This is a genomic window from Dyella ginsengisoli LA-4 (assembly GCF_000334915.1).
Taxonomy (GTDB): domain Bacteria; phylum Pseudomonadota; class Gammaproteobacteria; order Xanthomonadales; family Rhodanobacteraceae; genus Dyella_A; species Dyella_A ginsengisoli_A.
The window spans coordinates 17,588-39,325 of sequence record NZ_AMSF01000024.1; the positions used below are offsets into that span (position 1 = coordinate 17,588).

The following is a 21,738-nucleotide window of genomic DNA, read 5'->3' on the forward strand; positions in this document are numbered from 1 at the left end:
GTCCAGCCTGTCGGGGGGCGGTCGGTAGATGCAGATGAGGAACCTGAGCTTCCTGCGCTGGCGGGTCGTCGGCCTGCTGCTGTCGGTGGTGGTGATCGTTGCGCTGCCCTACGCGATCACCCGCAACACGTCGAACGATGCGCTGGATGCGTCCCAGTGGGTGACGCATTCCTCGGAAGTGAAGTCGATCACCTATCGCATCGCCTATCTCAGCCGCGATGCCGAGGCGGCCGCCTACCGGATCGTGCTGAGCGGCGATGACGAAGCGGCGCAGTCGCGGATCGACGATGCCTCGCATGCGATTTCCAAGCTGCTCTGGCAACTGCGCGACCTCACTCGCGACAACCCGGACCAGCAGGCGCTGATCGGTTCGCTGCAGACCACCATCAGCGGCCGCTCCACCCTGATGTGGCAGGCGCTCTGGCGTGCCCGCCACAACGATCGGCCCGGCGCGGAGAAGGCGTTGCGCGACGCCGGCAGACTGTTCGTGCTCGGCGACATCCTCGACAAGATCGTCAGCACCGAAGACCGGCTGCTGGTGGACCGGCGAAAGGCGGCAGAGGCCCAGTCGAGCAACTATCGCCTCGTGCTCGGCATCGGCGCATTCGCGCAGATGCTGCTGCTGGGCATCGTCGTGGTGGTGTCGGAGCGGCAGATCGGCGAACGCCTGCGCGCGGAGGAGCGCGAGAGCCAGGCTGTGCGTCGTTCACGGCAGATCGTGCAGGCGGTGCGCGAGCCGATCGTGCTGCTGGACAAGGGGCTCGATACGCTGCTGGTCAACGCCGCGTTCGCCGAGTTGTACGGCATGGATCCGGACGAGAAGCAGTCCCTGCCGTTGGCCGAACTGGGGGGAGGGGCCTGGAACGACGGGCCGCTGCTGCAGCGGCTGGGCGACGTCATGCTGCGCGACCGCGAGCTGTGGGACTACGAGCTCAACCAGCGCACCGCGGACGGTGCCGATCGCCGGGTGGTGGTCAACGCGCGCCGCGTGCAGCAGGAAAACGACGAGCCGGCGCTGCTGGTGACGGTGAGCGACATCACCGTGCGTGCGCTGGTGGAAAAGCAGGTCAAGGAGCTCAACCGGCAGCTGGAGGGCAAGGTCGAGCAGATCTCCGACGTGAACCGCGAGCTGGAAGCCTTCAGCTACTCGGTATCGCACGACCTGCGCGCGCCGCTGCGACACATTGCCGGTTTCGCCGGCAAGCTGGAGCGCCACCTCGGCGAGCAGCTGGACGAAAAGGGGCACCATTACCTCGGGGTGATCTCCGGCTCGGCCCAGCGCATGGCCCAGCTGATCGACGATCTGCTGGTGTTCTCCCGCCTGGGACGTGGTGCGCTGCGCCTGCAGCCGGTGGACATGCAATCGCTGGTGGACGAGGCCCGCGCCCTGGCCGAGCCGGACACCGCCGATCGCCGCGTCGAGTGGAAGGTGGCGCCGCTGCCGGTCGTGGTCGGCGACGAGAACATGCTGCGGATGGTCTGGCAGAACCTGGTCAGCAACGCGGTGAAGTACACCGGCAAGTGCGACGTGGCGCGGATCAGCATCGAAACCACACGCGCCGCCAACGGCGACTACCAGTTCACGGTGGCTGACAATGGTGCCGGATTCGACATGGAATACGCCGGCAAGCTGTTCGGCGTGTTCCAGCGGCTGCACCGCGCCTCCGATTTCCCCGGCAACGGCATCGGGCTGGCCAATGTCCGTCGCATCGTGGCGCGCCATGGCGGACGGGTCTGGGCCGAGGGCGAGCCGGGCAAGGGCGCACGCTTCCACTTTTCCCTGCCGGCCTCCGACGCCGGCGACACCCATCGACAGGACCGTTCATGAGCAATCGCCTTATCCGCCCCATCCTGCTGGTCGAGGACAGCCTCGCCGACGCCGAAATGGCGATGGATGCGCTGCGCGAGGCCAATCTGGCCAACCCGGTCATCCACCTCGAGGACGGGGTGGAGTGCCTGGACTATTTCTATGCCCGCGGTGCCTGGGCGACCCGTGAGCGGGCCGAGCCGGCGGTGGTGCTGCTGGACATCAAGATGCCGCGGATGAACGGTCTGGACGTTCTCACCCAGATGCGCACCGACGAGCGCCTGCGCCGGGTCCCCGTGGTTATCCTGTCCTCCTCGCGCGAGGAGAGCGATCTGGCGCGCAGCTGGGACCTGGGTGTGAACGCTTACGTGATCAAGCCGGTGGATGCGGACCAGTTTTTCGAGGCGGTGCGCACGCTGGGCCAGTTCTGGGCAGTGCTGAACCAGTCGCCGGCGCTGGACTGACCGCGACGGGGCGAGGTGGCCGCGCTACGCTGCGCGGCGGACGAGGACGCAGATCGGATACAGCTTCCATGCCTCACAGGTTGAACAGGACCATTCCCCCCATCCGCGTCCTCCAGGTAGAGGACAACGCGCTCGACGCCGAGCTGGTGCTCGGCGAGCTCGAGGCGGACGGTCTTGCCCATTCGGCACGGCTGGTCGACGACGAGGCCAGCTACCTCGAGGCGCTCGAATCGTTCCGGCCGGACATCGTGCTGTCCGACCTGAGCCTGCCCGGCTTCTCCGGCCAGCGTGCGCTGGAACTGCTGCGTGCCCGCGACGACGGTACGCCCTTCATCTTCGTCTCCGCCACGCTGGGCGAAGAGGCGGCGATCGAGGCGCTGCGCAATGGCGCCACCGACTACATCCTCAAGCAGAACCCTGCGCGCATGGCCAGCGCGGTGCGCCGCGCGCTCAGCGAGGCCGAGGCGGAGCGGGCGGCGCATCGTGCCGAGGCCGAACTGATCCGCGCCCAGCGCTTCGAGGCGCTGGCGATGCTGGCCGGCGGTCTCAGCCACGACCTGCGCAATCTGCTGCAGCCGCTGTTGCTCGCCGGCGACAGCCTGCTCGACTACCAGGACGATCCCCGTCTGGCGCGGCTGGGGGCCCTGGTGCGCGACTGCGGCAAGCGCGGGCTGGAAATGGTGCAGTCGATGCTCTCGTTCGCGCGCGGCGCCCGCCGTGCCGAGCAGGTGCGGCTGGGCGCACTGACCAATGCGCTGGAACTGCTGCTGCAGGGTTCGGTGCCCCGGGCAGTGGCCATGGATATGACGCTGGACGACCCGGAACTGACGTTCGAAGGCAATCACACCGAGTTGCAGCAGTGCCTGTTGAACCTTTGCCTGAATGCCATCCAGGCGATGCCGGACGGCGGTCGTCTGCAGATCACATCCAGCCGCTGTGCGCTGCCGGGCGACTTCTTCCTGGAAGACGAAGAGCCGCAGGAGGGCGAATACCTGCGACTGACCGTTGCCGATACCGGCCACGGCATGGACGGGGACACGCTGGAGCGCCTGTTCGAACCGTTCTTCACCACCAAGCAGACCGGCACCGGCCTGGGGCTGCTGTCGTGCAAGCGGATCGTCGCCAGCCACGGCGGCGTGATGCGGGTGGAGAGCGAACCGGGCGAGGGCACCGCGTTCCACCTCTACCTGCCGCTGGCGGTGCAGGACGAGGCGGACGGAGTCGAGAGCAGCGACGACTGGCTGCAGGGCGAGGCCGAGCGGGTGCTGGTGGTGATCGAGGAAGCCGCGCAGCTTTCGCTGCTGGCGGACATGCTCGACGCCTACGGCTACCAGGCCCACGGCAGCCAGAGCGGCACCGTGGCGCTGCAGTGGATCGAGGCCCAGGGCCTGCCCGACGTGGTGGTGATGGACGCGGAGATGAACCTGTTCACCGGGGTACGCACGCTGGCCGCCCTGGTCGACCGCGGCTATGCCGGCCCGGTGCTGTTGCTGGCCCGCCCCGAGGCGCCGCCGCGGCTCGAGGAACTGCCGTCGCTGGAGCACCTGCACGTGGTGGACAAGCCGGTGACGGCGCGCGATCTGCTGCAGACCCTGCGCCTGGCCCTCAGAGACAGCGAGGCCACCTGAAGCGGTGGCCTCGCGGGTGCCGCGTGGGGGCCGGGCGGCTCAGTCGATACCCAGCTTCTTGAGCTTGTAGCGCAGCGCGCGGAAGGTGATGCCGAGCTTCTTGGCGGCGGCGGTCTTGTTGTACCGCGATTCTTCCAGCGCCTTCATGATCGCCGTGCGCTCGAGGTTGCTGATGTAGTCCTCCAGCGCCACGCCGCTGCCCGGAGTGGCCGGGGGCGCGACTTCGGCAGCGCCGCCGACGGCTGCCGCCGGAGCGACGACGCCCGCATCGAAGGCCGGCCGCGGCGCGCGCTGCGGCAGCATCAGGTCGGCGGCGTCGATGCTTTCGCCGTCGCTCATCGCCATCGCGCGCTCCAGCACGTTCTCCAGCTCGCGCACGTTGCCGGGGAAGTCGTACTCGTCCAGCGCCTGTTGCGCCGCCGGCAGCAGCCGGCCCGGCGCCATGCCGCTCTTGGCGGCGAGCTGGCGCAGGATGTGCGCGGCCAGCAGCGGCACGTCGCCACGGCGCTCGCGCAGCGGCGGCACGCGCAGCTCGATCACGTTGATGCGGTAGAACAGGTCCTGGCGGAACTGGCCCTGGTCGACCAGCGCCGCCAGGTTCTTGTGGGTGGCCGAGAGGATGCGCACGTCCACCGGCACCTCCTCGCGGGCACCGATCGGGCGCACCGCCTTTTCCTGGATCGCACGCAGCAGCTTCACCTGCATGTGCAGCGGCAGCTCGGCAACTTCGTCGAGGAACAGCGTGCCGCCGTTGGCGGCCTGGAACAGGCCTTCCTTGTCGCTGGCCGCACCGGTGAAGCTGCCGCGCTTGTGGCCGAAGAACTCGCTTTCCATCAGCTCGGTGGGAATCGCGCCGCAGTTCACCGGCACGAACGGCCCGGAGGCACGCGGACCCTGCTCGTGGATCAGCCGGGCGACCAGCTCCTTGCCGACGCCGGACTCGCCGGCGATATAGACCGGAGCCTGGTTGCGCGCCAGCTTGCCGATGGTGGCGCGCACCTGCTGCATCACCGCCGAGTCGCCGATCAGCCGGTCGCTGGAGCTGCCCCCGGTGCTGGCGCCGCCCTCGCCGCGCTTTTCCTCGGCCAGCTTCAGCGCCGTGCGCACCAGCCGCCGCAGCATCTGGATGTCCACCGGCTTGGAGACGAAGTCGAAGGCTCCGGCTTTCAGTGCGCTCACCGCCGCATCGACGTTGCCGTAGGCCGTGATCATCGCCACCGGCGTGTCCGGGTGCTGTTCGGCGATCAGTTCGATCACCTCGTGGCCGGTGCCGTCGGGCAGGCGCATGTCGGTGAAGCACAGGTCGTAGCTGCGTTCGGCCAGCGCACGCCTGGCCTCGCCGACGGTGCCGACCGCGTCCACCTGCAGGTCCATGCGGCCGAGGGTGATGGTGAGCAGTTCGCGGATGTCGCGTTCGTCGTCGACGACCAGGACAGTCTGTAGGCTCATGGGCTCTGGGGATCGTGGGCTGGCGGGCAGGATACTCGCCGCGTCCACCGTCGGCAAAGCAGGCCCGGGCGTTCAGCGCGTCCGGTCAGGGGCGGCGTGCCCCCGGTCCGGGCCGCGCCGGCCAAGGTGCCGGGCGAAGAAGTCGACGATGGTCCGGTAGGCCTGGCGCGACTCCGGCAGTTCGGGGTCGGAAAAGAACGAGTGCCACATGCCCTCCCACACGTGCAGCTCCGCCTCGACGCCGGCCTGCTGGAGCAGCGCCTGGCTGCGCACCTCCGAGCTCATCGCCATGTCGCGGGTGCCGGTGATCAGCAGGGTCGGCGGAAACCTGGCCAGCAGGGTGGGCGACAGCCCCGGCTGCACCAGCGGGTCGTGCGGATCGACGCCGCGGAAGTACGGCAGATCGCCGAAACCGAGGCGGTGTGCCGGCACACCCTGGCCGTTCAGCAGGGGTGCGACCCGGGAAGAATCGCCGGTCAGGTCCAGCAGCGAGCCGCAGAAGGTGCCGATCGCACCGGGTACCGGCACGTTGTCATGGATCAGCCGCGCTACCGATTCGGCGGTGAGGATGCCGCCGGCCGAGCAGCCGTAGATGCCGATGTCCTGTGGGCGGTGCTGCTTCAGCAGGGCACGGTAGACCGCCTCGACGTCGTCGCTGGCGGCGGGGAAGGTGTGTTCCGGCCCCTGCCGGTAGTCCACCGTGATCACCTTGATGCGGCCAAGGCTGGCGATCGGGATCGACTCGACCAGGCCACCGCTGCCGGCACCCCACAGGAAGGCGCCGCCGTGCAGGTTGACCAGCACGCGGTGACGGTTGGCCGTTGCGACGCCACCGGCCGGCAGCACCACTTCGGTCGGCACGCCGGCGATCGTTTCGGGACGGATGGCGACCGGGTAGCGCTTGCGCATGCGCGCCACCCGGTCGCTGTTCATGCGGTCGTAGAACGCGCGGCTTTCGGCGATGGGGGCGGTGATCGGCGGGGCCTTGGCGCCCTCGGCAAGCATCTTCGGGAAGAACGCGCGGGCCTCGGGCGAGGCGAGCTCCGAATACGGGACCGCGATCGCCGGAGAGGTCACGGTTCCGTCCGGTTGCACGCCGGGAGGCGCACTCGCGATCTGTGCCGCGCCGGAGGCTGCGCTGGCCAATGAGCTGGCCGCGAATAGCAGAGGGGCGAAAGCGAAGCTGCGCATGCGGACTCCCCGGGCAGGTCGCGCCGGCCTCTGCCGGCGCCAGTCATCGGATCACTTGCCGCCGATACCCACGGTGACCGGCGCAAGCACGCCGGCACGTTCGGTCTCGCGGCGGAAGAAGAACAGCGTCACCAGCACCAGGGTCATCGGCACCAGCGAGAAGTAGAACGCGTGGATGCCGCCGAAGCGTGCAAACACCATCGCGGTGATGCGCGAGCCGAGGGTGCCGCCCAGGGCGGAGAAGATCACGATCAGGCCGGTCATCGAGGCATGCAGCGGCTTGGGCAGCGAGCTCAGCGCCACCGAGTTGATCACCGGATAGATCGGCGCCATCAGCAGGCCGATCAACGGGATCAGGTAGGCCGCCGCCGGGGCGCTGAGCCAGCCCACGTCCGGCGTCACGCTGACGCCGCGCGCCATCGGCAGCACCAGCAGCACCAGCGCGGCCATCGCCACCACGCAGCCGTTGAGCAGGCGGTGCCAGCTGACCCGGCGCAGCGCCTGGCCGGCGCCGATGCGGCCCAGCGCGGTGGCGCCGGCGAGGATCGACGCCATCTGGATGCTCATCGCGTTGGGCAGCTTGAGGATCTCGTTGTTGAAGGTCGGCAGCCAGGTGCTGAAACTCTGCTCGATCAGCACGTAGAGAAAGGCCGACAGCAGGAATACGTAGACCAGCGGCCGGGCCATCAGCTGCAGCATCTGTCCGACAGTGGATGCCGCCGAGCGCGGGGTCTCGTCGCGGGCCGCCGATTCGTCCAGCGGAGAGGCGGCGAGCAGGGCGATCACCGCGGCGCAGATCAGCGCGAGCAGCCAGTACACGCGCAGCCACCGGGTGTCGCCTGGGGCAGCCGGGTCGACGAAGGCGCTGAACAGCCAGCCGCCGGCCAGCACGCCGACCATGAACAGGCCTTCGATGGTGTTGGTCAGCCGGGAGTGCTCGGCGCGATCGGTGGTGAGCAGGCCGATCGAGGAGTACACCGCCACCTTGGCCAGGGCGAACGACACGCCCACGCAGGCGAACAGGAATTCGGTGGTGCGGAAGCCGGGAAACATCGGCATCAGCAGGCAGGCGCCGCCGACGATGGTGAGCGCGCCCATCATCGCCCGGCGGTAACCGAGCAGTGGCAGGAACGAGGCCACCATGAACGAGGTGACCGCGATCGGCAGGTCCTTGAACAGCTCCAGCAGGCTGGCCTGCGGCTTGTCGACGCCGAAGCTGGCCATCGACTGCAGGATCACCGTGCCGACGCTGTTGAGCAGGATGGCGAAGACCATGTAGATCAGCGCCAGCGCGACGATCATGCGGAGTCGGTTCATGCGGTACTCGCGGGCAGTCGACAAAACGACGGTCCGGACCGCGATGCCGCCGCGGCCCGGACCGTTCCGGGGTAACACTCAGGCGGTCAGAACTTGTACTTCACCTGCACGTTGACCTCGCGGCCCTCCAGCGGGCGCGCCAGGATCACGCCGCCGGAACCGGTCGCCGCGCCGAAGATACGCGAGTTGCTCTCGGTCAGGCCCAGCTCGTTGGTCATGTTGGTGCCCTGCAGGCGCAGTTCCCAGTTCTGCTGCACGTTCGCCACCACACCGAAATCCCAGGTGTCGTAGCTGCCCAGCTGCTGCAGCCCGGACTGGTCCTGGGTGTGCGGGCCGACGTGGGTATAGGTCACGAAGGCGGTCACGTCGCCCCAGTCGAACGGGATGCGATAGCTCGGCGTCAGCATGAAGCGCACCTTCGGCTGGCGCTGCAGCTGCTTGCCGTTGACCGTGATGCACTGCGTGGTGCCGGTGGCCAGGTCGGTGTAGAGGAAGCAGGACTGGTTGTGCGAGTAGTGGCCGTCGAGGTAGTTGGCGACCACCTGCAGCTTGAAGTTCTTGAACGGGGTGACCGCGCCGGTCAGGTTCACGCCCTTGGAGTCCGAGCCGTACAGCGCCTGCGCACCCACCGGGGCACCGGCACCATCCGTGGGCTGGTAGACCAGGCCGTCGAACAGGCGGTGGTACACGCTGATGTCGGCGTAGACCAGGTCGGACTGGTACTTGAAGCCGCCCTCGAAGTTGGTGATTTTCTGCAGCGGCGGGGTGTTGCCGGTGGTGTTGCCGCGCAGGGCGTTGTCGAAGTCGCCGAAGTGCGCGCCCTTGTTGGCCCGGAAGTACACGCTCATGTTGTCGGCGAGCTCGTAGTTCACGCCGAACGTCCACGACGGGTGGGTCTTGTTGTAGCTGGTGCGGGCGTAGGTGCCGTCGCACACCGGCACGCTGTTGTCGTACAGCGTGTTGGCGTTGCCGTCGAGATTCCGGTTGACGAGGTTGCAGACGTTGTTGACCGCGTCTTCGTTCTCGATGCGGCCGGACAGGTCGAACAGCCACTTGCCCACGCGCCAGACGTCGGACAGGTAGAACGCCTTGTTGGTGGCGGTGCCGTGCTGGGCGATGTTGTAGCCGCCGTAGTCGAGGAAGCCCTGCGCGTCGGTGAGCTGCTTGGTGACGCCGCCGTCGACGTAGCTGACCTGGATCGGCCGCGCGTTCGGCGTGTTGGTCATCAGCATCTGGTTACCCAGTGCCCACTTGTCGTTCATCGTGTAGTGGGCCAGGTACAGGCCGCCGGTGAGCGTGTTGCCCTCGAACAGCTCCTTGCTCAGGCGGAAATCGTTGCTCATGTTCTTCAGGTGCTTGTGGATGTACCACCAGCCCTGATGGATCACGCTCTGGTTCGGGTCGACCATGCCGCCGCCGTTGACGTAGGTGGCGGTGGCCGAGCCGGCCGGCAGGTTGAACGCGCCGATACTCGAGCCGTCGGTGTAGAGCATGTCGCTGAGCGAGCCGGGGTTGGTGCCGGAGAACAGCGCGTTGGTGTCGACGTCGCCACCGTCGATGAGGAACTTGTCCGACAGCGTCCAGCTGCTGCCCAGGTCGTAGTCGAAGTTGCCGCCGAAGAAGTTGAACTTGGCACCGCGGCCGTTGGCCAGGTTGGCGTGGGTGCCGCCGCCCGGATAGCCCGGCAGGTAGACGTGCTGGATCTCCGGGCCGTTGTAGGTGTCGGTCAGCGGATCGAAGCCGGGGTAGGCGCTGAACTGGTCGGTGCCGCGCTGGATCAGCGGGATCGGCGTGATGAACTGGTTCTTGTCGTTCAGCGCCCTCGCGTACAGCGTCATGGTGCCGTTGTCGCTGTCGTGGCTGAGGGTGGCGGTGAACTGGCCGCCCTTGTCGGCCGGGAATTTCGGATCGCGCACACCGTCCGAGTCGCGGTAGAAGCCGCCGACGCTGCCGTACCAGTCATGGCCCAGCGGGAAGCCGTAGAAGCCGTCCACGCGGCGCAGGTTCTCACTGCCGTAGGTCACGCCGATGCTGCCGCTGGGTACGTCGGTGCCGGTCTTGAGCATGAAGTTGGCGGTGGCGCCGATCTGGCCGTCACCGAACACCACCGACGGGCCGCCCTGCAGGATTTCCACCCGGTCCACGGTGTCGTCGAGGCGGAAGATCGAGGTGGTCTCGAAGAACGACAGCGTGGGCATGCCGTACAGCGGCGAGCCCATCAGCTGGGTGGAGAAGAACGGCGCGTCGCCGCCGCCCGGGAAGCCGGCGATCTCGATGTTGGCGCCGGTCTGGCCGCCGGTGGATTCCGGCCACAGGCCGGGCGAGATCTTCAGCAGGTCGGCCGTGCTCTTGGGGTTGGCCATCTTGATCTGCTCGGCGCTGGCGCTCACCACCGAGTAGCTGGTGTCGATCTTCTTCAGGCCACCGGTGGCGGTGTTGCCGGTCACCACGACCTGGTCGAGGGTCTTGGCGGCACTGGTGTCCGGCTTGGCGTTCTTGGCCGGCTTGGTGGTTGCGCTGGTGTCCTGGGCCGCAGCCAGTGCGGGCAGCAGGCAGGCGGCGATGGCCGCGGACAGGGCCAGTCGGGTCAGGTGCTTGTTGTTCATCGGCTTGTACTCCCCACGATGGATCGTTTGTGATGGCGGACGCCCTCCCCGGGGCCGCCGGTTCGCCTTCATGTTGTGTATTGCTTGATATCGAACGCGGCGACGTTCGGAATGCGCGCATCCGCATGCGCCAGCGCAGGCGAGTCGCCCACGGCCACCGCGGCCATCCCGGCCGCGAGGATGCTGTCCACGCCGGCCGCGGCGTCTTCCACGCCGAGGCATTCGTGGGGTTCCACGCCAAGCCCGCGGGCGGCGGCGAGGAAGATTTCCGGATCGGGCTTGGAACGCGTGATGCGACCGGCATCCACCACGTGGTCGAACAGCTCGGCGATGCCCATCCGCTCTAGCAGCAACGGCGCATTCCGGCTGGCCGAGGCCAGGCCCACCTTCAGACCCGCTGCGCGCGCGGCGGCGATCGCTTCGCGCGCCCCGGGCAGCAGTTGTTCGGGACCGAAACGTTCGATCTGTTCCCGGTAGTAGCCGTTCTTTCGTTCGGCCAGGGCGAGGCGCTCGTGCTCGGCGTAGCTGCGGTCGGCGCGTTCGAGCAGGATGTCGAGCGAGCCGAGCCGGTCGACCCCCTTCATGCGCTCGCCGGTGGCGTCGTCGAACGGCAGGCCCAGCTCGCGCGCCAGCTGGCGCCAGGCCGAGTCGTGCACCACGGCGGTGTCGGCGATGACGCCGTCCAGGTCGAAGATCACCGCCTTGAGCGGGCGCGGCAGGCGAGCGGGCGTCGCCAGCGGAAGATCGATCGATCCGCCCGGAGCCAGCTCCTGCAGCGCGCCGCCGTGGCGGAAGCGCAACGGTCGTGCGCCGGACAAGGTGTAGCGCACGCCCTGGCGGGACACCTCCACGCGCAGCTGCGCGTCGCGCCAGCGCAGTCCGAAACGGTAGCCGGTCCAGGCGTCCGGCAGCGACGGGGCGAGGCTGGGCAGGCCGTCGACCACGCGCAGCCCGCCGAATCCCCAGGTCAGGGCGAGCCAGCTGCCGGCCATGGCCGCCATGTGCACGCCGTGCGCGGCATTGCCGTGCAGGTCGTCCAGGTCCACCCGCAGGGTGTCCAGGAAGTAGCGATAGGCTTCGTCCGCGTAACCGACCTCCCCCGCCATCACGCTGAAGGTGGATGCCGACAGCGTGGAATCGTGCAGCGTGACCGATTCGTAGTAGTCGAAGTTGCGCCGCTTGGCGGCGCGGTCCACGTCGTCGCCGGCCAGCATCAGCGCGAGCAGGGTGTCGGCCTGCTTGCAGACCTGGTGGCGGTAGATGGTGAGCGGGTGCAGTTCCAGCAGGAGCGGACGCTTGCCCTCGACCCGCGGGCGCGGCGGCAGGCGCGGACGGTCGAGGAACGCGTCGTCCTGCGGGAAGATGCCCAGGCCGGGATCGACCGGCAGGTACATGGCATCGGCGGCGCGCGTCCAGGCGGTGATCTCGTCGGCGCCCAGGCCGATGCGGGCGGCCAGCGCATCGAATTCGGCCGCCTGTTCCTCCGCCATCCAGCGGGCGACCGCCGCCGCGTCGCGCAGATGCTTCTGCGCCATGCGATTGGTGTAGTGGTTGTTGTCCACCACGGCGGAGTACTCGTCCGGTCCGGTCACCGCATGGATGCAGAACGCACCGTCGCGGCGCGGATTGAAATGGCCCACGTCCAGCCAGACACGGGCGGTCTCGAACAGCATTTCCGCTCCCTTTTCGACCAGGAAGGCCTGATCGTCGGTCGCATCCACGTAGAGCCGGATCGCCCAGGCGACGGCGGCGTTGATGTGGTATTGCGCCGAGCCGCTGGGGAAATAGGACGAGCACTCGTCGCCACTGATGGTGCGCCAGGCGTAGAGCGCGCCGCGTGCGTGGTTCATCTCGCGCGCATGCAGTCGCGCGCGCTCCAGCGTGGCGTGGCGGTAGGTCAGCATGCTGCGCGCCAGTTCGGGCGCCACGTTGACCAGCGCCGGCAGCATGAAGGCCTCGGCGTCCCAGAAATAGTGGCCTTCGTAGCCTTCGCCGGTCAGGCCCTTGGCGGCGGCGCTGGCGCGGCCGTCGCGGCTGCTCGACTGGTAGACGTGGAACAGGTTGAAGCGCAGCGCCTGCTCCACCGAGGGGTCGCCGTCGATCGCCAGGTCGGCCTGGCTCCAGAGGGGGGCGAGCGCGGCGGTCTGGGCGGCGAGCAGGGCATCGAAGCCGGCAGCACCGGCGCGCTGCAGGGCCTCGCCCGCCCGTTGGCGCAGGGCTTCGGCGGGGAGATCCTCGTGCGGCCCGGTCCAGGCGTAACTGGCGTACTTCTCCAGCGTCACGTGGCGGCCGGGAGCCAGTTCGCCCTCGATGATCTGCGCCACGCCGTGCGGTGCGTGGCCGCCGTAGCGGCAGTGCAGGGTGTCGCCCAGGCGATGCTGCTGCACGCAGGCCACCCGCACCCCGCTGTGGGTGGTCTCCTGCACCAGCCAGGCGAGTTGCTCGTCGGCGGCCGCGGCCAGGGTGCGGAAGCCGCCGTCCACGTGCGTGCCGATGCGGGGGTCGAAGCCCTGCTCGACCGCGTCGCGGCCGGTGTCGATGGTGGACTCTAGGCTGATCGGGCCGGCGTAGTCGTCCGACTGCACGCTGTAGCGGATCGCCAGCAAGCCCGGCTCGTCCAGCAGCACCAGGCGCTCGGCGCGGATGTCCAGTGTCGCGCCGGTCGGGGCGCGCCAGCGCAGGTGTCGGCGATAGCATCCCGTGCGCAGGTCCAGCTCGCGCTCGAAGACCAGCCATTCACCCTCGGACAGCCGTACCGGGACCTCGCCCAGGCGCAGCTGGATCCCGATCGCGTCGGCCACCGGAATGCGGGTGTCGGTATGGGCGGCGAAGCCGGGGAAACGCTCGTGGTAGCCGATCGGGCTGCGCTCCCAGGCGCCCGCGAGGAAGCTGCCCTGGGTGGCGCCGGGGGCCTCCTCCAGTCCGCCGCGGACACCGAGCGCGCCATTGGCCAGCGCGAACAGGCTCTCGTCCTGGGCAAAGCCGGCCGGGTCGGTGCCGTGGCGTACGACGCGCCATGGGTCCGGCGTTGCCGTTGCCGATGGCCAGGCCTGGTTGCCACGTGGCGTATGCGCCGGTGGCGGCACCGGCGCGGCGTCGAGCTTTTCCAAGCGATACCCCTCTATGACCATTCTGTCGGGCTGCCGTGAAGGTTTGGTTCCGGCTGGCGGGGCGCGACGATGACAGCTAATGATATCGATATCAAGACATCGATATCATTGTTGCGGCACAGCATGCCGGGCAGTCGCCTGCCAGGGTCTTCAAAGGGCTTCGGGATGCCGTTTTGCGGGGGTGAGCCGTCACTTCGTGGCGGCCTGGTTGCGGCGGCGCGGCGGATTAGACGTCGGGCCCGCAAATCGCCACACTTGGCCAGGACGCGGCCAGTTCGCCTGGCCCGATCCGGAATCTGGCCCGGAGGCCCCGTACTTGAGTCGAACCCGCAAAGACCGGCCGGGCCGCACCGGCAGCCTCACCATGGCGGACCTGGCCGAACTGGCCGGCGTGTCCAAGATCACGGTGTCGCGCGCGCTGGCCGACAGTCCGCTGGTGACGCCCGAGACCCGCGAGCGGATCCAGGCGCTGGCGCGCGACCACGGCTACAAGCTCAACGTGAGTGCGCGCAACCTGCGGTTGCGTCGCAGCCATACGGTGGCGGTCATCGTGGAGATGAAGCCGTCCAGCGACCGCACCATGCTCGACCCCTACCCGCTGACCCTGCTCGGTGGCATCGCGCAGGAGCTCACGGCGGCCGGGTACAGCGTGCTGCTGACCACCCGGCAGGGGGCGGCCGCGGCCGCGGTGCAGGCCGCCGACGGGCTGATCCTGCTCGGCCAGGGCGTGCGCCAGGATGCGGTGCGCCGCTTCGACAAGCTGGGGCTGCCGATGGTGGTGTGGGGTGCGCATGGCGAGGAGGACGCGCACGCCGTGGTCGGCAGCGACAACCGCATGGGCGGCCGGCTGGTGGCCGAGCACTTCCTGCGCCAGGGGCGACGCCATCCGGTGTTCGTCGGCAATCCCAGCCACCCGGAGATCTTCGAGCGCCTGAGCGGCTTCGTGGACACGCTTACCGCCCACGGCATCAAGCCGCTGCTGCTGCGGCGGGACGAGTTCACTCTCGCGTCGGGCATCGATGCGGTGCACTCGCTGGCGACCCGCAAGGTGCCGTTCGATGCGCTGTTCGCCTGCAGCGACCTGCTGGCGATGGGCGCCATACGCGCCGTGCAGGAGCTGGGCCGCAAGGTCCCCGATGACTGTTCGGTAGTCGGCTACGACGACATGCCGATGGCCGCCGCATTCCAGCCGGCGCTGAGTTCGGTGCGGCAGGACTGGCAGGCTGGTGGCAGCCTGCTGGCGCAGAAGATGCTTGCGCTGATCGCCGGCGAGCCGGTGGAGTCGCAGGTGTTGCCGGTGAGCCTGGTGGCGCGCGCTACCTGACGCTCTCGTCGGCGATCGCCGGATCGCCCGTCTGCCGCGCGTGCGCGGGCGTCAGCGTGATGCGGAAGCAACTGCCGCCGCCGGCAACGCGAACGTATTCCAGCGATGCCTGGTTGGCCTCGGTCATCTGCCGTGCCAGGTAAAGCCCCAGGCCGGTCCCGTATTCGTGCGTGGTGTAGAACGGCTCGAAGATCTGTGCGGCGACCTTGGGCGCGATGCCCGGGCCGCGATCGATCACTTCCAGGATCGGCACGCCGTGTTCGCCCGGGCGGGTCACCACCATCACCCGGGCCGGCTCGCCGGGCATGCGCCCGTAGCGCAGGGCGTTCTGCACCAGGTTCCACACCACCTGCTGCAGCTGTTGCGGGTCGGCCACGGCGGCCACTGGTGCGCTGGAGTTGATCACCCGCAGCGAGTCCTCGCCCAGGTCGTTCCCCTGGCGGTACTCCTCGACGAAAGCGTTGGCCCAGTGGCCCAGGTCCAGGGTCTCCGGCCGCGAGCGCTCGCGGCGGGACAGCTGCAGGATGTTCTCGATGATCTCGTTCAGCCGCACGCAGTGGTTGTTGATGATTTCCACCATGCGCTGGTCGGTCGGCGGCATGTTGCGCGATTCGGCCAGCAGCTGTGCGGAGTAGCGGATCGCCGCCAGCGGGTTGCGGATCTCGTGGGCGATCGAGGCCGACAGCCGCCCCAGCGAACTGAGCGTGAGCTCCTCGGCGCGACGGGACACCAGCGAGGTGTCGTCGAGGAAGATCAGCACGTGCGAGTCGTCGTTTGGCGCCAGCCGGGTGAAGCGCGGCACCACCTCGGGCGTGCCGTCGGCGAGCTGGGTGGCGGTCTCGTCCAGCTTGCCGGAGGTCATCCAGTGGTAGAGCCGGCGCGAAAGCTCCGGCGCCAGCTTGCCAAGGTCGCGCTGGTCCGCCGGCGGACTGCCCAACAGCATCCAGCCGGATTCGTTCATCTGGTGGATGTGGTTGGCGTCGTCGACCAGCAGCACGCCGGTCTTCATGCGACGGATGATCAGCTCGTTCACCTGGGCCAGGTTGGCCAGGTCGATGCTGCGCTGTTCGGCCAGTGCTTCGGTGGCACGCAACTGGCGACCCAGCACGTGGCAGAGCGTGGTGGTGGCGAAATAGGCCAGCCCGAACAACGCGGCCTCGAGCAGCTCATGGCTGTCGATGGGGGTATTGGGCGAGGTCTCCAGCGTGGTGTGGCCGAGCATGCCGAGCGTGGCCAGGGAGGCGAAGAACAGCGACAGCCGCAGCGGCAGCACCAGCGCGCCAGCGCTCAGGTTCACCGCCAGCATCATCGCGATGCCGATGCGTGCGTCGTGCATGGCGATCACCGCCATCACCGCTACGCCGATATCCACCACCAGGGTCAGCGACACCGTCACCGGGGCGATCACGGCGAGCCGGCGGGTCAGCAGCAGGATGGCCACGGCGGCGAGCAGGTAGGCGATCACCACGCTCTGCGCCAGGTCCGGGTGGGTCAGCCGGATCCAGCGCATGTCGACCGGAGCGAATGCCAGCGCCACATACACCACCGCCTGCGCCAGGCGGAAGTAGTTGAGGAAGAACAGCTCGTGTCGCGTGGCCGTGGTGGCCCGGCGGGGGACCGGCGAGGGCATCAGGGCGGGGCTGGACACGGGCAGGTGCACTCCGCGGGCGGGTTCAAGGGCATCTGCGCGCGAGTATAGACGCCCTGCCGGGCCGCGCGCAGCGTGGCCGAGAGATGACCTGCCCTTTCCATCCGGCCCCGCTGCTGCGAAAATGCGCGGCCGTATCGCGCCGTTTTGCGGTGACCGGTCCCCGCGCCTCGGGCGCGCCGGCCGGATGCCACGGCTGCGCTGTGCAAGTGCCGGCAGGGCTCCTCCACTGCCGTGTCGACTCTCCCGGACTCCCGCCCCCGCCATGGCGGGGGTCCGACACGTCCCCCATTCACTCGAGGTATCGAATGAATTTCCACGAGTACCAGGCCAAAGAGCTGTTCGCGCAGTACGGCATCACCGTACCGCCGGGCAAGGTTGCCAATTCCCCCGATGCTGCCGTCGACGCCGCCAAGGCGCTGGGCGGCACGCAGTGGATGGTCAAGGCGCAGATCCACGCCGGTGGCCGCGGCAAGGCCGGCGGCGTCAAGTTCTGCCGTAGCCTCGACGACGTCCGCGATGCCGCCAAGGGCATGCTGGGCACCAGGATGGAGACCTACCAGTCCGCCGGCCGCGCGCTGCCGGTGAACCTGGTGCTGGTCACCGACGCCACCGACATCGCCAAGGAGCTGTACCTGTCGGTGCTGGTCGACCGCGATTCCAAGTCGGTCTCGTTCATCGCCTCCAAGCACGGCGGCGTGGACATCGAGCAGGTGGCCAAGGACACCCCGGAAGACATCCACACCATCGTGGTGGACTTCGTCGAGGGCCTGCAGCCGTACCAGTGCCGCCAGCTCGGCTTCGCCATGGATCTCAACGCCAAGCAGGTCGGCCAGCTGACCAAGATCATGCTGGGCCTGTACAAGCTGTTCAACGAGAAGGACCTGTCGCTGGTCGAGCTGAACCCGCTGGCGATCCTCGCCGACGGCACGCTCGCCGCGCTGGACGGCAAGGTCAACTCCGACGACAACGCCGAGTTCCGCCACCCGGACCTGGCCGCCATGCGCGACCTGACCCAGGAAGACGCGGCCGAGGCGGCTGCCGTGCAGCACAACCTGAACTACGTGACCATGGACGGCACCATCGGCTGCATGGTCAACGGCGCCGGCCTCGCCATGGCCACCATGGACGTGATCAAGCTGGCGGGCGGCGAGCCGGCCAACTTCCTCGACGTCGGCGGCGGCGCCACCAAGGAGCGCGTCACCGAGGCGTTCAAGCTGATCCTCTCCTCCGACAAGGTGAACGCCATCCTGGTCAACATCTTCGGCGGCATCGTGCGCTGCGACCTGATCGCCGAGGGCATCATCGCCGCGGTGAAGGAAGTGGGCCTGACCATCCCCGTGGTGGTGCGCCTGCAGGGCACCAACGTCGAGCTGGGCCGCGAACTGCTGGCCAACTCCGGCCTGGCGATCACGCCGGCCGACGATCTCAACGATGCGGCGCAGAAAGCCGTGGCTGCGGCCAAGGCCTGAGGAGTAGCGAATCCATGAGCGTTCTCGTCAACAAGAACACCAAGGTCCTGGTGCAGGGCTTCACCGGCCAGCAGGGCACCTTCCACGCGCAGCAGGCGCTGGACTACGGCACCCAGGTCGTCGGCGGCGTCACCCCGGGCAAGGGCGGTTCCGAGCACATCGGCCTGCCGGTCTTCAACTCGGTCGATGAGGCCGTCGCCGAGACCGGTGCCGACGCGTCGGTCATCTTCGTGCCGCCGCCGTTCGCGGCCGACTCGATCCTCGAGGCGATCGACGCGGGTATCCGCGTGATCGTGGCGATCACCGAGGGCATCCCGGTGCTGGACATGCTGCGCGTGAAGAACGTGCTGGCGCAGCATCCGGAAACCGTGCTGATCGGGCCGAACTGCCCCGGCATCATCACCCCGGGCGAGTGCAAGATCGGCATCATGCCGGGTCACATCCACAAGCCGGGCAAGGTCGGCATCGTGTCGCGTTCGGGCACGCTGACCTATGAAGCGGTGTTCCAGACCACCAACGAGGGCCTGGGCCAGTCGACCTGCATCGGCATCGGCGGCGACCCGATCAACGGCCTGAACTTCATCGACTGCCTGAAGCTGTTCCAGGACGACCCGCAGACCGAGGGCATCATCATGGTCGGCGAGATCGGCGGCAGCGCCGAGGAAGACGCGGCCGAGTTCATCGCCGAGTACGTGACCAAGCCGGTGGTGTCGTTCATCGCCGGTGCCTCGGCCCCGGCCGGCAAGCGCATGGGCCACGCCGGTGCGATCATCTCCGGCGGCAAGGGCACGGCGGAAGCCAAGTTCGCCGCGCTGGAGAAGGCGGGCGTCACCACGGTGAAGTCCCCGGCCGACCTGGGCAAGACCCTGGCCAAGCTGATGAAGTAAGCCGGTCGCCCACGGGCACCGACGCGAAAAGGCCGCGCATCGCGCGGCCTTTTTGTTTGGCCCGTTTCCAGGCGATGAGCCTTTGCCGCGGGGGAGCCTGCCGCGAGCCGGGGCGATCTGCACCGCCCGCGCTCGCGGCCACAAAAAAGCCGGCGATGGCTCGCCGGCTTTTCTGGTCCACGATGCCCCGTCGGTCAGTGATGACCGGAGAACGGCACCATCTTGCGCAGCGTGGAAGGCGCGTGCGGCCACTTCGGGTCGGTCAGGTACGGGTGGTCCGGATAGTTCAGCGCCAGCACCTTGCGCACCTCCTCGGCCTGCTTCTTCTGGTCCAGCGACAGGTAGCTGCGCGAAAGGATCGCCAGCGCGTCGCCGACCTGCGGCGCCTGCTGGTAGTGCTCCACCACGTACTGGGCGCGGTCGGCCGAGGCGACGTAGGCCTTGTTGCGCAGGTAGAACTCGGCGACGTTGATCTCGTACTGGGCCAGCACGTTGCGCAGGTAGATCATGCGCTGGCGGGCGTCCGCGGCGTAAGCGCTGTCCGGGAAGCGGCGGGTCAGCTCGGTGAAATCGTCGAAGGACTTGAGGTTGTAGCCCTGGTCGCGGCGGCTCTCGGCGCCGGAGCGCGAGATATAGCGCTCGATGATGCCCGAGGTGCGGCCGAAGTTGACCAAGCCGCGGAGGTAATAGGCGTAGTCGACGTGCTTGTTGGTCGGATACGTCTTGATGAAGCGATTGATCGTCGAGTACGCGTCGTCGGGCTGGTTGTCCTTGTACTGCGCGTAGGCCAGCTCCAGCTGCGCCTGCTCGTTGTACTCGCCGGAGGGGAAGCGGGCGATCAGACGCTGATAAGCTTTCGTCGCCGCGGAGTAGTCGCTGTTCTCCAGGTCGCCGTGCGCTTTTGCATAAAGCTGCGGCAGCGGCATCGTGTCGATGGTGGCGCGCTTGCTGTGGAACAGCGAGCAGGCGCTCATCGTGAGGGTGACACCGAGCACGACGAGCAGTTTGGAAAGGCGCATGGGCAAGGAATTCAGATGTTTGATCGAAAAGGCATGATAGCCGAAACCGGCCGGACCTCGCGGGGGCGGGCATGACCCTGATCCGCCACGAGGCCGTGGTCCCGCTGGCTGCTGCAGGTCGGAGGTTCGACCAGACGCTGGCCGAGATGTTCCCCGATTACTCCCGCTCCCGCCTGGCGGGTTGGATCAAGGCCGGCGCAGCCACCCTGGACGGTGCCAAGGCTCCGCCGCGGCAGTTGCTCAAGGGAGGCGAGAAGGTCCGTCTCGAGGCCGAGCTCGAGGTCGAGGTCAGCTCCGCGCCGGAAGCGATCGCGCTGGACATCGTCCACGAGGACGAGCATCTGCTGGTGCTGAACAAGCCGGCCGGGCTGGTGGTGCATCCCGGTGCGGGCAATCCGACCGGCACGGTGCTGAACGCGCTGCTGCACCACGACCCGGCGCTGGCCGAGCTGCCGCGGGGCGGCATCGTTCATCGCCTGGACAAGGACACCTCGGGGCTGATGGTGGTGGCCAAGACCCTGGCCACCCATACCGCGCTGGTGGACATGCTGTCCCGGCACGACGTCGAGCGGCAGTACGAGGCCGTGGTGCTGGGGACCCTGGTTGCCGGCGGCACGGTCGACGCACCGATCGGCCGTCATCTCGGCGACCGCCTGCGCCAGGCCGTGCGCGACGAGGAAGACGGCAAGCGCGCCGTCACCCATTACCGTCTGCGCGAGCGCTTCCGCGCGCACACCCTGATCCAGTGCAATCTGGAGACCGGTCGCACCCATCAGATCCGCGTGCACATGGCGCACATCCATCATCCGCTGGTCGGCGATCCGCTCTACGGTGGCGGCCTGCGCCTGCCGAAGGGCGCCACCGAGCAGCTCGTCGCCGCGCTGCGCGGCTTTCGCCGCCAGGCCTTGCACGCCGAGCGACTGGCCTTCGAGCACCCGGCCACCGGCGAGGCGTTGGCGTTCGCGGCGCCGCGCCCGGCCGATTTCGAGGCGCTGATCGGCGCCCTGCGGCTGGATTTCGCCGAGCGCGGACCGGCCGATGACGAATTCTGACCGTACGCGAGCGCCGGGCTCCGCCTGGGTAGTGCCCGGTTGGTCTGCGCCCACGCGGGTACGCGCGGTGGTGACCACCCGGCAGGGGCCGGGGAGCTCCTTGCCTCCGTTCGACCGCTGCAACCTCGGTTTGCGCAGCGGCGATGATCCCGAGGTCGTCACGGCCAACCGTGCGTCGGTCGCGGCCGCGCTGGCGCTGCCGTCCGCACCGTGCTGGTTGCAGCAGGTACACGGCTGCGAGGTGGCTGTGATCGGCACGGCCCCGGTATCCGGGGAGCCGGTCGCCGATGCGGCGGTGACCCGGGAGCCGGGGCGGTCGCTGGCGATCCTCACCGCCGACTGCCTTCCGGTGCTGTTCTGCGATCTCGCCGGCGAAGCGGTCGCTGCCGCCCACGCCGGCTGGCGCGGGCTGGCTGCCGGGGTGCTGGAGCAGACGGTGGCGGCGATGGGCGCTCCCCCCGCACGGGTCGTTGCGTGGCTCGGGCCCTGCATCGGCGCCCCGAGCTACGAGGTCGGCGAGGATGTTCGCGAGGCCTTCCTGGCCCGCGACGCGGACTGCTCCGGCTGCTTTGCGCCGACGCGCCCGGGCCATTGGCTGTGCGATCTGGCCGGCCTGGCGCGGCGCACCCTGCAGGCCACCGGAGTCGGTCGCATCGATGGCGGCGGCTTCGACACGTTCACCGATGCGCGCTTCTACTCGTACCGCCGGGACGGCGCCCGCAGCGGTCGTTTCGCCTCGCTGATCTGGCTGGACGAGGCCTGAG

15 protein-coding genes are annotated in these 21,738 nt (G+C 68.7%); 8 read left to right on the forward strand and 7 right to left on the reverse strand.

Annotation, left to right across the window (positions count from 1 at the left end):
• Positions 1-34: 34 nt before the first annotated feature.
• The 3 genes from C693_RS0106640 to C693_RS0106650 all read left to right on the forward strand — a co-directional run bounded on the left by C693_RS0106640 (position 35) and on the right by C693_RS0106650 (position 3,899).
• Positions 35-1,828 carry a sensor histidine kinase gene (locus C693_RS0106640; protein ID WP_043598523.1) on the forward strand — a complete coding sequence of 598 codons (1,794 nt, stop codon included), beginning with the start codon at positions 35-37 and terminating at the stop codon, positions 1,826-1,828.
• Positions 1,825-2,271 (forward strand): response regulator, encoded by a 447-nt coding sequence (locus C693_RS0106645; protein ID WP_017461475.1) that lies wholly within the window; start codon positions 1,825-1,827, stop codon positions 2,269-2,271. Before C693_RS0106640 ends, C693_RS0106645 begins: the two co-directional genes overlap by 4 nt.
• Positions 2,272-2,339: 68 nt before the next feature.
• A complete protein-coding gene (locus C693_RS0106650) occupies positions 2,340-3,899 on the forward strand; it encodes a response regulator (protein ID WP_198506843.1) in 1,560 nt (519 codons plus the stop codon).
• A 39-nt stretch (positions 3,900-3,938) separates the two neighbouring features.
• On the opposite strand, the gene C693_RS0106655 is transcribed toward C693_RS0106650, so the two are convergent.
• The 5 genes from C693_RS0106655 to pgmB form a co-directional block, all read right to left on the reverse strand.
• Entirely contained in the window at positions 3,939-5,348 is a 1,410-nt protein-coding gene (locus C693_RS0106655) for a sigma-54-dependent transcriptional regulator (RefSeq protein ID WP_017461477.1), read from the reverse strand.
• 72 nt (positions 5,349-5,420) lie between these two features.
• Positions 5,421-6,425, reverse strand: coding sequence for an alpha/beta hydrolase (locus C693_RS0106660; RefSeq protein WP_241762643.1), 1,005 nt, complete (start codon positions 6,423-6,425; stop codon positions 5,421-5,423).
• A gap of 165 nt (positions 6,426-6,590) precedes the next feature.
• Positions 6,591-7,856: an MFS transporter gene (locus tag C693_RS0106665; RefSeq protein WP_017461479.1), complete on the reverse strand. Its 1,266-nt coding sequence runs from the start codon at positions 7,854-7,856 to the stop codon at positions 6,591-6,593.
• A gap of 86 nt (positions 7,857-7,942) precedes the next feature.
• Positions 7,943-10,462, reverse strand: a complete 2,520-nt coding sequence (locus C693_RS0106670) for a TonB-dependent receptor (protein ID WP_017461480.1) — start codon at positions 10,460-10,462, stop codon at positions 7,943-7,945.
• Between the two features lie 68 nt (positions 10,463-10,530).
• Positions 10,531-13,572 (reverse strand): beta-phosphoglucomutase, encoded by a 3,042-nt coding sequence (pgmB, locus tag C693_RS0106675; RefSeq protein ID WP_017461481.1) that lies wholly within the window; start codon positions 13,570-13,572, stop codon positions 10,531-10,533.
• A gap of 364 nt (positions 13,573-13,936) precedes the next feature.
• Between pgmB and C693_RS0106680 the strand changes: the two genes are divergently transcribed.
• The gene (locus C693_RS0106680; RefSeq protein ID WP_017461482.1) at positions 13,937-14,896 is read left to right on the forward strand and encodes a LacI family DNA-binding transcriptional regulator; all 960 of its coding nucleotides are present in this window, start codon (positions 13,937-13,939) and stop codon (positions 14,894-14,896) included.
• Here C693_RS0106680 and C693_RS0106685 read toward each other — a convergent pair.
• Positions 14,889-16,526 (reverse strand): sensor histidine kinase, encoded by a 1,638-nt coding sequence (locus C693_RS0106685; protein ID WP_017461483.1) that lies wholly within the window; start codon positions 16,524-16,526, stop codon positions 14,889-14,891. The two genes, C693_RS0106680 and C693_RS0106685, sit on opposite strands and share 8 nt — an antisense overlap.
• A gap of 326 nt (positions 16,527-16,852) precedes the next feature.
• Here C693_RS0106685 and sucC point away from each other — a divergent pair, with 326 nt between their 5' ends.
• Both sucC and sucD read left to right on the forward strand, forming a co-directional pair.
• Positions 16,853-18,016: an ADP-forming succinate--CoA ligase subunit beta gene (gene sucC / locus C693_RS0106690; RefSeq protein WP_017461484.1), complete on the forward strand. Its 1,164-nt coding sequence runs from the start codon at positions 16,853-16,855 to the stop codon at positions 18,014-18,016.
• 14 nt (positions 18,017-18,030) lie between these two features.
• Positions 18,031-18,903 carry a succinate--CoA ligase subunit alpha gene (sucD, locus tag C693_RS0106695; protein ID WP_017461485.1) on the forward strand — a complete coding sequence of 291 codons (873 nt, stop codon included), beginning with the start codon at positions 18,031-18,033 and terminating at the stop codon, positions 18,901-18,903.
• Between the two features lie 194 nt (positions 18,904-19,097).
• On the opposite strand, the gene C693_RS0106700 is transcribed toward sucD, so the two are convergent.
• The gene (locus C693_RS0106700; RefSeq protein WP_017461486.1) at positions 19,098-19,922 is read right to left on the reverse strand and encodes an outer membrane protein assembly factor BamD; all 825 of its coding nucleotides are present in this window, start codon (positions 19,920-19,922) and stop codon (positions 19,098-19,100) included.
• Between the two features lie 71 nt (positions 19,923-19,993).
• Between C693_RS0106700 and rluD the strand changes: the two genes are divergently transcribed.
• Together rluD and pgeF are read left to right on the forward strand one after the other, a co-directional pair.
• Positions 19,994-20,974: a 23S rRNA pseudouridine(1911/1915/1917) synthase RluD gene (gene rluD, locus C693_RS0106705; RefSeq protein ID WP_017461487.1), complete on the forward strand. Its 981-nt coding sequence runs from the start codon at positions 19,994-19,996 to the stop codon at positions 20,972-20,974.
• Positions 20,961-21,737, forward strand: a complete 777-nt coding sequence (gene pgeF, locus C693_RS0106710; RefSeq protein WP_052329362.1) for a peptidoglycan editing factor PgeF — start codon at positions 20,961-20,963, stop codon at positions 21,735-21,737. The genes rluD and pgeF overlap by 14 nt, the downstream gene beginning before the upstream one ends.
• Position 21,738 lies beyond the last annotated feature (1 nt).